This is a genomic window from Paenibacillus sp. FSL R5-0713 (assembly GCF_037973325.1).
GTDB lineage: Bacteria > Bacillota > Bacilli > Paenibacillales > Paenibacillaceae > Paenibacillus.
This window is the reverse complement of the sequence record NZ_CP150229.1, coordinates 2588155-2600814: the sequence shown is the minus strand read 5'-3', so window position 1 is coordinate 2600814 and position 12660 is coordinate 2588155. Positions and strand designations below refer to the sequence as shown.

At 46.5% G+C, this 12660-nt stretch carries 12 protein-coding genes; 1 reads left to right on the top strand and 11 read right to left on the bottom strand.

From position 1 onward, the window contains the following. Window positions 1-45: 45 nt before the first annotated feature. The 5 genes from MKZ12_RS11875 to MKZ12_RS11855 form a co-directional block, all read right to left on the bottom strand. Window positions 46-321, bottom strand: coding sequence for a WXG100 family type VII secretion target (locus MKZ12_RS11875; RefSeq protein WP_017689071.1), 276 nt, complete (start codon window positions 319-321; stop codon window positions 46-48). 184 nt (window positions 322-505) lie between these two features. Next, window positions 506-1054: a WXG100 family type VII secretion target gene (locus MKZ12_RS11870; protein ID WP_339241716.1), complete on the bottom strand. Its 549-nt coding sequence runs from the start codon at window positions 1052-1054 to the stop codon at window positions 506-508. A 6-nt stretch (window positions 1055-1060) separates the two neighbouring features. Then, on the bottom strand, window positions 1061-1891 hold the full coding sequence (locus MKZ12_RS11865) for a hypothetical protein (protein ID WP_339241715.1): 831 nt from the start codon (window positions 1889-1891) through the stop codon (window positions 1061-1063). 16 nt (window positions 1892-1907) lie between these two features. Continuing rightward, a complete protein-coding gene (essC, locus tag MKZ12_RS11860; RefSeq protein WP_339260510.1) occupies window positions 1908-5912 on the bottom strand; it encodes a type VII secretion protein EssC in 4005 nt (1334 codons plus the stop codon). 52 nt (window positions 5913-5964) lie between these two features. After that, on the bottom strand, window positions 5965-6285 hold the full coding sequence (locus MKZ12_RS11855) for a hypothetical protein (RefSeq protein ID WP_339241711.1): 321 nt from the start codon (window positions 6283-6285) through the stop codon (window positions 5965-5967). A gap of 422 nt (window positions 6286-6707) precedes the next feature. Here MKZ12_RS11855 and MKZ12_RS11850 point away from each other — a divergent pair, with 422 nt between their 5' ends. Continuing rightward, window positions 6708-6947 carry a hypothetical protein gene (locus MKZ12_RS11850; RefSeq protein WP_074094612.1) on the top strand — a complete coding sequence of 80 codons (240 nt, stop codon included), beginning with the start codon at window positions 6708-6710 and terminating at the stop codon, window positions 6945-6947. Between the two features lie 121 nt (window positions 6948-7068). Here MKZ12_RS11850 and MKZ12_RS11845 read toward each other — a convergent pair whose 3' ends face one another. The 6 genes from MKZ12_RS11845 to MKZ12_RS11820 all read right to left on the bottom strand — a co-directional run bounded on the left by MKZ12_RS11845 (window position 7069) and on the right by MKZ12_RS11820 (window position 12567). Further along, window positions 7069-7221 (bottom strand): hypothetical protein, encoded by a 153-nt coding sequence (locus tag MKZ12_RS11845; protein ID WP_339241709.1) that lies wholly within the window; start codon window positions 7219-7221, stop codon window positions 7069-7071. Between the two features lie 244 nt (window positions 7222-7465). Then, on the bottom strand, window positions 7466-8941 hold the full coding sequence (locus MKZ12_RS11840) for an aldehyde dehydrogenase family protein (protein WP_339260509.1): 1476 nt from the start codon (window positions 8939-8941) through the stop codon (window positions 7466-7468). Between the two features lie 172 nt (window positions 8942-9113). Continuing rightward, window positions 9114-9650, bottom strand: a complete 537-nt coding sequence (locus MKZ12_RS11835) for a GNAT family N-acetyltransferase (RefSeq protein ID WP_339260507.1) — start codon at window positions 9648-9650, stop codon at window positions 9114-9116. Window positions 9651-10022: 372 nt separating this feature from the next. After that, on the bottom strand, window positions 10023-10361 hold the full coding sequence (locus MKZ12_RS11830; protein ID WP_076318547.1) for a L,D-transpeptidase: 339 nt from the start codon (window positions 10359-10361) through the stop codon (window positions 10023-10025). 56 nt (window positions 10362-10417) lie between these two features. Next, window positions 10418-11551, bottom strand: a complete 1134-nt coding sequence (rsgA, locus tag MKZ12_RS11825) for a ribosome small subunit-dependent GTPase A (protein ID WP_339260506.1) — start codon at window positions 11549-11551, stop codon at window positions 10418-10420. Window positions 11552-11973: 422 nt separating this feature from the next. Next, on the bottom strand, window positions 11974-12567 hold the full coding sequence (locus MKZ12_RS11820; protein WP_339243025.1) for a metalloregulator ArsR/SmtB family transcription factor: 594 nt from the start codon (window positions 12565-12567) through the stop codon (window positions 11974-11976). Between the last annotated feature and the right edge of the window lie 93 nt (window positions 12568-12660).

Below are 12660 nucleotides of genomic sequence, written 5' to 3'. Positions count from 1 at the left end.
AGGGCGAATTCAGACTTCAACTCGGCCTGATCTATGTAAAGCAGATTAACGAGCTTGGTCAGCTGTACGGAATTTGTTAGCAATAGCTGTAAGTTCAGCGCTGATGCTGTTCAGCGTTTGAACGAACGATTGCATTTGTTTGCTAGCTTCTTGGAACTCCTGGAAGAAGCGTTGCTTTGTCATACCTTCCCATTGTCCTTCCATGCTTGTGATGGATTGAGTCAATGTGGATACGATTTGCTGACTTTGCTCACCGCTTTGTTTAAATTGGTTGGAAACCTGATCAAGCTGCTCTGGGGTAACTAAAATACGTCCTGCCATTGGTAAATTCCTCCTTGGTTTGTGCAATTAAATTTTGACTTGTTCAAATTGTACTATACCAGGATCGATCGAACAAAAGTCGAAGGACCTAATCCTATTTACCCCATTTTCAGTCCTTGAAACTTCTCCTAACAGCCTATTTACAAAAAAATTCACTTCCTGCTGTTACTTTTATTCACCCTTTTCAGGAAACCACAGGCTCGGTTCCTCTTCTTCCCCGAAAGGAAGGATCAGTGAATCTCCATGCTACCGGCTCAGGCTGCATGGCCTGAACCAATGTAGCAGGGGAGCCATCAGGCGGTGCGGCATCCTGTACACGATATACGGCCGCCATTGCGGAAAGGGGATCGGATACTACAGCTACAGTTGCAGAATGTGCAGGCATGATTTCTCCTGTACGATTGTTCTGAAGAACATTCAGCATATTGACCGCATTACCATAGGCTGTGTTCACATGACTCAGCACGGAACGATACTCCATGTCTGCCTGCTGGAATAACAATGCTTTGCGTCCCAGCTGTACGCTTAAGTCCATTAATCGACGAAGCGCATCCTCGCCCAGTCGTTTACTGTGATTCCATTCACTCATCACCGCTGCGCGGGATTCAACCTCCCACTCCAGCGAATGAATCGCCTGATCCAACACTGTCATCTTTTGCTGTATTTGCTCCGCTGCATACTGAATCTGCTTGCTCAGTGCCCGAAGCACATCCGGTTCCACACGAATGCGCATTTACCATCACCTTTCCTCTTCCCCTGCAGGCTGTTTAAGCCAGTCCAGCAGCATCTCGTGAAACTGTTCTCTAGTCGTCAGTGCTGCAACTAGCCAATCATCTGAAGCCGCAGTGCTCATCCGGAACAACCAATTGGATACCGCACTTGCAGCAAATGCTGCAGACTGCGACTTCCACCCGTCTTCATTCCATACGAGCAAACGAAGCTCCCCATCTGACTCCTTACCCACCAGACAGCGTGCCAGCGCAAGCGAGCCCTCAGGATCACTTGTCTCCTGTGCGAGTTCATCTGCTACGGTCTGTACCCCGCTGTTCTCAAGCTCATTCATGACATCATAAAATTTTTTCTTGGAGCACATTAGTGCCGGTTTCTCCGCAGGAGAATGGCCGCTCCATTTCATCCGCTCTATCAGAACATCAATGGCTTCACGAACACTTCCCAGATCGCTAAGCCGGAACGAGTCCGGTACGTCGTCAACACGGGAAACTTCAACGACCCGCTCATCCGTGCAATGTATATAACTTTCATACGACTTGCCGTTGATCGTGTATCGAATCCAACAAGCTCTGTCGGACAATCCGGCAATGGCTACCCTGGAGAAAACGGTCGGTGTCATGATCAGCTCATCGGTATCCTGATCCCGAATCAGATATCCTTTGTCAAGCAGGGAGGTTTTCACACGCTCCCACTCCATCGCGATATCCTCCGCCATATAGCCGCGAAACGGATCTTCCACACCAAGCAGTCGGTCTGAACCGAGAATACCCGCCAGGAAAAAAAGTTCTTTTGTTTGCAACGTGACTACCTTTTGCTTAGAATCATGAACCGTCAACATTATGAGCCACCTCCCCTCAAACTACAACATGCCATCGGTCACGAATTTCAGAAATCCAATCGGTCATTTTCCAGCTGTCATCACATGGAACTGCACCTTTAACCCTGGAATATTTACGTTTTACATAATAACCTTGACCTGGAGGCAGTACCTTCAGCCCACCTGAACTACCTCCGGATTCCGAATAAGGTATACGGAAGAACGAGAGATCGTTAGGGTCTAAAGTCCCGAACAGCATTCCGCTCTGGGAAGCCTTCACATCCGTTACCCAATCCGAACCGAAGGTCGGGAAGTCTGCCGGAACCCCGGACAGAATCACGTGTACACCACGATCCCTTCCTTGACGAACAATCGCTCCCAATTGATCTTTTACATTAAAATCGTTTAGCTGTTTGGACAAGGTGTCCGCATCATCGATAACAAGCACAAGTTCCGGTCCACCGGAAATCTCGCCTCTTTTCAGAACTTCATCGTACAACTGTTGAATCACAGGTGCAAGCTGTTCTTCTCGCGATACATGTCCACGGACATGGGGCAAACTGCTGATTTCCCCCAGCCCACCTGCGCCATAACGCATATCTACTGTGTATATTTGTACATCTTCTGGAGAAGCATGATAAGCCAGTGATAACATCCATGTCAACAAAAATGTCGTTTTTCCGCCTTCCATCGGACTCGTCACCATGAAATGTGGACCTTCACGCAGATTAAGCTGGAATGGTTCAAGATCATCCGTAAGCAGTCCTACAGGGACAGTTACAGATGATGTATCCCATGCCTGACCATATGATCCTATCTGAATGAGCAGATCCTTGAGTTTGATCTCTTCCGGAAGCGGAGCAATTTGAGGTGCTTCTTCCCCTGTCCAGCCTTGGCGAATCTCAGCGATCGTGCGGCGCAATGCCGATGAACGTTTGCCTTCATCTGCCCCGGAAGAAGGTAATGCCGCCTGGAACATCAACGGAGGCACTTGCCCTTTGACCAGACCTCTTCCTGGCGGAAGTTGGCTTGGTGCTTTGGAAGGTCTTCCCACGGCATAATAATAATCACTTGGATCAGATAACTCAAATGAAACCGCATTGGGAATATTGCTTCTGAATTTCTCAAATACATCTGTTACCCGATTCGCAGTAAGTACAAAGGTAATCCCCAGACTTCCGCCTTCACGCAGGATCGTCTCCAGAAGTTCATTTTCTTCCGGATAGGCATTGCGGAATGAAAGATAACCATCGATAACCACCACAACCTGCGGGACAGCCGCATGAGCTGTCCGTCGGTAGGCCGAGATCGTTTTAACACCCGCCTCCGAGATGATATCTTTGCGTTGTGCTGACAGCTTGAGGATATAACGGAATAACCGTTTGATCCGGTCTTCCTCCTCCGCCATCATCACGCCACCGATCTGTGGTAGTCCTGCAAAGTCCTTCATCATGCGGCCCATATCGATAATGTAACCATGCCAAGGCTCAGTTCTGTGAGAACGGGCCAGAGACATAAGCAAGGTCTGAACAAATGTTGTTTTTCCCAGTCCCGGCATGCCGTAAACGACCAGATGGCCTTGATCCACAGGCAATGCGAGCGGTTGTTGGCGCTGATTGGGGAGATCATCCAGCAAACCAACCAGGGGTTTCAGACCACTTGCCCCACCATCAAGCAGCAGATCCCGATTCTCTTCTTCCTGCCATTCCTGAAGACCTTCCCATTCCAGTGTTTCTGGTAAAGGTGGCAACCATGGTCCTGGCAACCGACGGATGCCCGCATCCGCTGCAGACTGAGCAACATAATCAATAAATACTTGAAGCTGTTTCGGAACATCTTCACCTTTGAGAACGGCTCTGCGCTCTCCCGTTAACAGGGGCTCCCGCTTACCGTTTAGGCGTACTTCCATGACAGGCAATACCGTCGTTGAATCCTCCTGTTGGTTATACGGTGCACCACTCCAGGCGAATTGCATTTCTTCAAATACTTCATCACTACCCACCTGAAAATATCCACGACCAGGCTTCGTAATCCAGGCAGCATTTGGAATCTTGATCATGTCCCTGCTATCTCCCTCACTCTGTACGCGAAGGCAGATCCGGAAGCGCGAATTACTCCATATTTTATCGTCCACAACACCGGCTGGCTTCTGGGTTGCCAGAATTAGATGAACCCCAAGTGTTCGGCCAATGGCCGCGATACTAATCAGTTCATCCATGAACTCTGGCTGGTCCCGTTTCAATTGAGCAAACTCATCAATGATAATGACGAGATGCGGGAGCGGTTGCTCATGTCTGGAACGCAGAATTTTATAGTATTCATCAATGTGCTGGAGATTTCCCGCATCATTTAATATTTTTTGCCTTCTGACCAGTTCGGCACGAAGTGAGATATTCGCCCGCTCGATCAGATTTCCATCCAGATTGGTGATTGTCCCTACCACATGAGGTAGATCAACAAATGTATTGGACATACCGCCACCTTTGTAGTCAATCAGCATGAAGGCCAGATCATGCGGATGGAATTCAGCAGCCAGTGAAGCTACGATGGACTGGATGACTTCACTTTTACCTGAACCGGTTGTACCTGCAATCAGACCATGGGGACCATGACCCTGACGTTCAATTTTGTCATGCAGGTTTATCGCTATTTTTTTGCCTCCAGCTCGTACACCCATTGGTACGGGCAGCGTGTCCGGATATCTCGTCTGCCCCCATCTGGATACCACATCCAGATCTTCCACGCGTGATGTGCTCAGCATATCGAATAACGGAAGCACTTGCGGGATATCTGATGCAGATGACCGTTTTAACCGGATCGGTGACATATAACGGGAAAGCGCCTCTGCCATTTCCTTCGAGATCACATCAGGCTTGTACGTTTGTTGAATAACATCCGCATCTTCCGTTTTTTTGATATATACCCCTTTGCCTTTGGAGGCTTCCATAATCAACTGACAATGCATTGGTAGAGACTCCTTGCGATTAGCCAGTATGATGGTGCATACATCGATGTCCTGAGCCGATTCCAGTAGCAGTGGGAGCAACGGTTCTTCTTCAATTAATTGCGTATCGGAGAGAATCACAACGTAACACGGCGTTTGTATGCTTTTCTTGTAGCGGTCTTCCTTATTGTTGCGGCGCCGGTTCAACACGGAAAACAAGCTGTCCGCCAATTGATGCGCACCGCTGTGCCTGTCGGCCATATAGCGTTGTCCCTGGTCTTCATCCCAGATATGGGGCATCCAGCGAAGCCAATCCCATTCCTTGCTGTCCTTTTCTTCATAGAAAGCAGCAAGCTTCAGTTCATCCGGGGAGTGACGTACCGTCAGTTGTGAGATGATGACTCGCAGGGAAGCAAGCACTTCCTCTCGATCACCGACCAGTCCCATAACCTTCGATTGGAACAAAGGCAATGTAATGGAAGCATCCGGTACCGTCTGGAATTCACCCGCAAGTTCATGGGCGGCTTCAATTAGCTCATCCTTCTCATAACCATCAATCCGTGGAACCTGAAGTTTGATACGGAATGGAATCTCTCCCGTACCAATGCGCACCTGAAGGAAATCATCATCCTCTGGTGAACGCTCCCACAAGGAACTGTTCCGGTTCTTCACCACTTGAAGGCACACACCCGGATCCCCATGAATTTCATACAGGCTCTTCACTTGCTCCGCCTGAGCTTCTTTCAGTTCTTCCCGGTGTTTGTCCAGTTGGGCAAGATACATTGTTTTTCGTTCTTCCAATTTTTTGCGATATGATTTCTTGTTGCTCAGATACACGAAGAATGGAATGGTGTAAGAAGTAAGCATCATCATGACCGTCATCATCTGAAACATCATATAATTGCTGTTGCCCATTTTGCCGGTCATATTGATATATACGTAGAAACCAATGCTGACCATGGTCATCATGATCGGCACAATAATGGATATCATGGAAAACGTGGGTTTGCTCGGTTCTGTTGGAGGCCTGAGTATTTCGAGTCCTTCTTCCTTGAGAACCGGTGTCATTCTTGGAGAACGCTGATATAACACATTCACGAAGAGAAGACCTCCTTTAGTTCGTTCAATAGAATGTATACGTTCAAAAGCCCTATTCGTTGCTGTCCTTTTGAAATAATGAACGTCTCCCATATACAGGCGCTTCTTCCGAAGTCGTTGAAAAAGCCCGCTGGACACGTACGCAACTGCCTTGCCGCAGCCCTGTTTCCATTAACTGCTGTGCGTTCTGCGGAGAGAACCACAGCCCCTCCGGAAACTTGGCTTCAAGGATGTACTGAATGCCGTCTCCCGGTGCCTGTCCGAAAATGCGAACGCCAAGTAATGTCTTCAAATGTTCAATGGTGCATTCATCCGGAACATCGATGTCGAACCATTCTCCTTCCTCGCGGCCGGAATACACGGTTAGAATCATCCGAATCCCTCCCATGGTCTCATATGTAAATTGTCCTAATGTCAGATTAAATCAAAAAAAAGAGAATGAATCGTTATATCAACCCTATTTTCTTACATAAACACCCTGTTTGCAATGTGCCACCTGTAATTTTGTTACATATGACCCACGTATATATTAAAATATCGTACATTTGACTCAGAACTTTCGTGGCAGTTATGCTTTTGAATATTGCGAGGATACGAAAATTTTCATTTTCTATTCCATTTAAATGGTAATTAGGTTTTGTTTTTCGGGACTTTTATTCCTTCGCTCACAATTGAATTGTGAACACTTTTCAAACATTACCCACCTTTATGTTTTCATAAGCTGATTTTAAGGTAATTTTAAGCATTGGAATTTAATATTACCTGTATGAAATAACAACCGTGAGGTGATTTCAAGTGAGAACCCTAATAACCTTTCAAAACAAATCAATCCCTGTATACTTTAATCAAGAAAACAAACAGCCTATGCAGAAGACATTAAGATTGCTTAGCAGTGCTCTTGAGCATAAAATTAGCAACGGTAAACGTGCCATTCAAAAATGTCTGCATTCTTTAATTAGTATTGAGATTGTTAATGGAGAAGCGATTCTCCACAGTCGAAGTGAAAACGACTCCCTTGCTTTATCATTATATTAAAAGGAGTCTACCAAGCCACATTTATGACAAGACATGAAAAAGGAAGCTGTCGTTATAGACAAGCTTCCTTTTTGAGGTGTATACACGTTAACAGCGGATTGCAGTTATGATCAGCCATCACTCAGTGCACTTTGCTAAGGACATAGGCGGCATCATGCTCTTCCGCAATCTCGGCTTTACGAATACGAATGACAAACAGCCGAACCAAATTGGCACGTGTATGTTCTTCCTGACAGGTATTCAGTTTCCTCAGAATAAAGCGGTCAATGGACATGAATTTAAAGCCCCTTTGCCATTGGATTTACGGATCGATTCTTCCGTGTATCCATAAATAACCAGATAGCGTCAGAGCCAAACAGCTTTTCCACTCTTATATTAAGTCGTATTTTGCTGTGGTGTAAAATTGTGCAAAAGGCCCGTCCCACCAAGCTGGGACGGGCTTTCGCATGATTTGTCGATCTTTTTGCAACTCACTCTAATCGTTCATAAACGACCCTGCTAGTTCATCCTTTTTCGACTTATTTCACTCCTGGATATTCCCGATATTGGTGCTGAATGCTGATCCAACGAGTACGTGTAAACTTCTCAATTGCCCAATCACCACCGAAACGTCCAATCCCTGAAGCCTTTTCACCGCCAAACATCACATGCGCTTCATCGTTCACGGACTGATCATTTACATGCACCATACCAGATTCAATGCGCTGAGCAACCAGATATCCTCGATTCAGATCTTTGGTGAATACGGAACCACTAAGTCCATAAGGAGTATCATTCGCCAAACGCACAGCTTCATGCTCATCATGAGCCTTCATGATCACTGCCACCGGACCAAACAATTCCTGCTGCACAATATCTTGTTCAGGTTTAACATCAGCAAGTACAGTAGGAGACAGCACACTGCCTTTGTTGGTCCCACCAAGCAATAGACGTGCGCCTTCGTCCTTGGCTTTGTTCACAAGATCCTGCAATCGTGTTACCTCTTTTTCCCGAATGAGAGGACCTACGAGTGTTTTGGCATTAGCCGGGTCACCTGCCTGCACATTTTTCGTTTTGGTAACAAATGAATCAACGAATCTGTCGTAAATATCAGCATGCACAATGATACGATTCAGAGCCATGCAGATCTGTCCCTGATGCAGAAACTTGCCAAAGACTGCGGCTTCGGCAGCACGTTCAATGTCCGCATCTTCCAGCACAACCATGGCGTTGTTGCCGCCTAGCTCCAGTGCCGTTTCTTTTAAATGTTCACCCGCCAGTTTACCGATTCCCTGCCCAACTTCTGTGGAACCCGTGAATGAAATTACTTTGGGAATCGGATGAGCCACAAAGTAATCCCCGATCTCACTGCCACTTCCGGCAACGACATTTAGCACGCCCCCAGGCAGACCGGCTTGTTCGAACAAATCAGCAATGAGCCAACCTGCCGTAATCGGAGTGTCTGATGCCGGTTTAATCACCACCCCATTGCCGAGAGCAATCGCCGGAGCTACGGATCGAAGACATAGATGCAAAGAGAAATTCCACGGCCCGATCACACCGACCACACCCTTCGGCTCCCGAATTACACGGTTCTCTTTACCAGGAGTATTGGACGGAATAATCTCACCCTTCATACGATAAGGAAAAGATGCTGACTCATCCACAATGCGTTTAGCCGCTGCAAACTCCGCCTCCGATTTGATTCGGGTACTCCCGGATTCTGTGATCAACAGTTGAATAATCTCCTCTTTTCGCTCTGCCATCAGAGATGAAACTTTCCGCAGTACCTCTTCTTTCACAGCAGGTAATGACTCCGCCCACTCAATCGAATTTTTATGAGCAGACTCATACGCCTTATCTATATCTTTTTTATTGGAAGAGCGCCATGTGGCAATAACTTCTCCCGTATAAGGGTTGATATTCTCCATTGTTTTCTCACCGGAGCCATCTACCCATCTGCCATTAATATATTGTTTCGTCCATGTTGTATGTTCGGTTTCCATTAAAGTCATATGAATACGCCTCCTGATCAAAATTGAATGTCACACCTGCACAACGGTGTAATACATCATTAACCTTGTTCAGAATTACGCAAACGTGCAGACCTGAATTAGCTATTCCACTCTTTAAGTTTAAGTAAACAATACACCCCGAGTATTCTGTCCCCCATCTGTACCTCTTTCATCAATCGGGCTGGCTCTTCTCTCCAAAGAGGCTCAATTCTTCCCATCCGTAGCCAACCTCAATCAGATCTTGACCACCAATACGGATAGACTGTGTGTGGACAGGAGTGCCTCCCATCTTCTCATAGAAGCGACAAGCTGAATTACGTTCCAAAGCCCATATGATCAAACGTTTCATATTGAAGGACTGCAGATGATTAACGACATGTGTCGCCAGTTGCCGACCTATCCCCAGTTGTTGCACTTCCTTCAGCAAATATATAGCGTACAACTCTCCATCATAAGGTAATTTGCCTTCACGCTCCTTCCCCCCACAAGCAAATCCGACAATGTTGCCATGATCCTGTTCAGCTACCACCAAGATCTGATCTTTTTCGCCAGAACGAATGGTCCTCTCCCACTGCGACAATCTTGATTCTATAGTCAAATGATCCAAAAAATCGTCGGGCACAATTCCTCGATACGTTGTTTTCCAACTCTCTGTATGTACATGGGCTATTCCTTGCGCATCCCCTTCGCGCGCCGGCCGGATTAACATCGCTATCACTCGCTTTCTCACATAACTGCCATAGCTTTACCATATTATATGTTCATCTTTCTACAATTCCAAATTCATCCACTTCAGTTCTGGTTGTAAGAACTTATTTGGTAACTGGCTATCTTAACCTTATAATACGTGTTCAAAAAGTCTGGTTTTAAGTACCAAGAAGATGGAATGAAGCTAGAAATGGAGTAGCGGAGCGTAGATAGAGCTACGTGAGCAACCACAATGTTTCCTCAGGAAACATACTTCGAAAGCCACCCGCTTATTTCGGTTGAGTTTCATATTCGATGCTGATCATGCCGCTAGGTATGATTCGTAATCAAAAGCGGACTTTTTGAACTACCTCCCATAAAGTGAAATCCGGCCCTAGGGCCGGATCGTTACTCTAGTGCCTACAGAAACCTTGGACGACAGATCCAGTACATCCGAGTTGTACATGCGTATACAACCATGGGAGACGGATTTGCCAATAGACCAAGGCTCATTGGTTCCGTGTATCCCATAATGGGGAGCAGACAGCCCCATCCACAACACGCCAAATGGCCCACCTGGATTGGATTGCTTGTTAATAATCGTGAACTCCCCGTTTGGCGTCTGCGTGAGCATCTTGCCTGTGGCTACGGGATAGCCCTTAATCACCTGATTGCCATCAAGAAGATATAACATGTGGTCAGACAGATCTACAATAATCCTGTAATCTGGCATAATGACATCCCTCCTGACCTATCTTATGCAAGGTAACAGATGATGCCCGCCTGATTTCAGACTTCCTCCCACTCTTTCACACTGCGGGAGTGCTTGGGTTTGCGACTAGTGGCCGGTTTGCTGGAAGCGGTACGCTTTCTGGATGCCACTTCTTCCTTGCGTTGCTGATATTGCAATTCCTTCTGCATTTTCAGATAATTATTCAGTCTTTTTTCATCTAATGAACCATCCTGTATGGCCTCTTTCACTGCACATCCTGCTTCCCGTGTATGACTGCAGTCCAGGAATCTGCACGTTGCCGCAAGTTCTTCAATTTCTCCAAACGCATGCGACAGCCCATCATTCCCCTCATCCCATAGGTTAAGCTCACGCATTCCTGGAGTATCGATCAATACGGCTCCCTGTGGAAGTACAAACATCTCCCGGTGTGTTGTGGTATGTCTCCCTCGGCTGTCGCCCTCACGAACAGACTGTGTAAGTTGCACATCCTCACCCATCATCCAGTTCACCAGCGTAGACTTGCCACTGCCCGAAGATCCTGTGAGCGCAACAGTCAACCCTGGCTGCAAATATCGTTCCAGTAAAGATTTGCCTTGGTCCTCCACTGCAGATATCGCAAGCACTTCAACACCTGGAGCGATTCCTTCTACATTTCGGATCTGTTCTTCCACATTGTTGCACAGATCACTTTTGCTCAAGACAATGACTGGCCTTACGCCACCATTCCAAGCCATCATCACGTATCTTTCGAGTCGTCTAAGGTTGAAATCATGATTAAGTGCAGCCACGATTAACAGTGTATCCACGTTTGCAGCGATTAATTGTTCTTTGGTCACTGGACCTGCCGCCTGTCTCGATACCCTGCTCTGACGTGGCACCAGATGATGAATAATTGCTTCTTCACCTGCCTGGCCTGTAATCGCCACCCAATCTCCAACCGCTGGTACCAAACTCGTTTCCAGACTATCATGACGCATTCGGCCCGAAATTCTCCCCCAGCGTTCGCCCTCTTCTGTAATCAAACGTTGCAGGTGTCCATGATCTGCGATAATTCTGGCTGGCTTTCTATCCTGCTCTTCCATTCCTGTCACTTGCCACAGTTCCTGCCACTTTGCAGACCAGCCGTACTTTTCAATATGGTTATCTAAAATATAAATTCCTCCCAAAATAAGTTTGTTTACTTCGTTCAAGACCAGTGAACAATCATCTCCGGTTCAGATCAAAACAAAAAACCACGAGTAGAAATACACCCGCGGCAATAAGTAGTTAGACGAATTAAAGATCATCCCTTCTCGTAGATATACCGGATATCATACTTTACCATCCGCTATATTCAATTCAGGAACACCCTTTTATCGGCAAACCAAAAAGCCACGGGTGCGTCACCCGTGGCTTCATCTGAGCATGACATACTTTACGTTACATTGGATACTGCTATCCAACTAACGCAAAATTACATGCTTTGATCCGTTCCGGAGACGCTGTTCATATTCAAATTAACGTATACTGCATTTAACTTTGTCATAAACAATCGCCTCCCTTGTAGAATTATCCATTATGTTACACACTGGGCTTTGCATTTGTCAAGCCCAAACTTTTTTTCCAGCCTACTCTATTTGACCTGATCCCAGCGCGTCCACATTTCCTTCGGATTCAGTTCATAGATCCCTTCTTCCCGATACATGAACTGATGCATGATAAATTCCCGCCGAATGGTAGCGAAATCTTCATGATACTTCTGTATAAATGTATTCATTTCTTTCTCGGTATACTTCCGACCGAACTCAAGCTGCTCGACCAGATGACCAAGTACAATCAGCTTTTTCTTGTATTGAGCGGGAATCTGCCGCAGTCGTCCATCTTTGGAGAAAAAATTTCTCATGACCGACGCTTTCAGTGTTTCGTTCACATCACTCATATCCGTAACCTCCTCTCGCTTAAAGATAAAGTCAACCGAGGCCTGCGCATTCTCGCGGATAAACGAAGGATTCAGTGTGAAGTACACTGTATTTTTCTCCCGTCGTTCCTTAATCAGCGCCGCCTCTCTCAGCTTGGATGCATGATGTGTCACGGTGGGCTGTGACAGATTCAGCCGCTCGGCAAGTGCCTGTCCGTGCAGTTCACCCTGTGCCAACAACAGCAGCATGCGAAGCCGGGTCGGGTCAGCCAACGCTTTATGATAAGCCACAATTTTCTCCAGCTGCATCATCGTTCATCTCGCTTTCATTTAGATAAATATCTAATTTGATATTAGTCTTTTCCTCTCTCTACGTCAACTCCTTTGGATTCAAGTAAGCTT

Bases quoted from the DNA above. Each gene is read 5' to 3' on its own strand.
- MKZ12_RS11855 (WP_339241711.1), bottom strand. From the start codon at position 6,285: ATGATTCTAACCGTGTATTCCGGCCGCGAGGAAGGAGAATGGTTCGAC.
- MKZ12_RS11830 (WP_076318547.1), bottom strand. From the start codon at position 10,361: ATGCCAGATTACAGGATTATTGTAGATCTGTCTGACCACATGTTATAT.
- MKZ12_RS11840 (WP_339260509.1), bottom strand. From the start codon at position 8,941: ATGACTTTAATGGAAACCGAACATACAACATGGACGAAACAATATATT.
- MKZ12_RS11845 (WP_339241709.1), bottom strand. From the start codon at position 7,221: ATGTCCATTGACCGCTTTATTCTGAGGAAACTGAATACCTGTCAGGAA.
- MKZ12_RS11820 (WP_339243025.1), bottom strand. From the start codon at position 12,567: ATGCAGCTGGAGAAAATTGTGGCTTATCATAAAGCGTTGGCTGACCCG.
- MKZ12_RS11835 (WP_339260507.1), bottom strand. From the start codon at position 9,650: ATGTTAATCCGGCCGGCGCGCGAAGGGGATGCGCAAGGAATAGCCCAT.
- MKZ12_RS11870 (WP_339241716.1), bottom strand. From the start codon at position 1,054: ATGCGCATTCGTGTGGAACCGGATGTGCTTCGGGCACTGAGCAAGCAG.
- MKZ12_RS11875 (WP_017689071.1), bottom strand. From the start codon at position 321: ATGGCAGGACGTATTTTAGTTACCCCAGAGCAGCTTGATCAGGTTTCC.
- MKZ12_RS11865 (WP_339241715.1), bottom strand. From the start codon at position 1,891: ATGTTGACGGTTCATGATTCTAAGCAAAAGGTAGTCACGTTGCAAACA.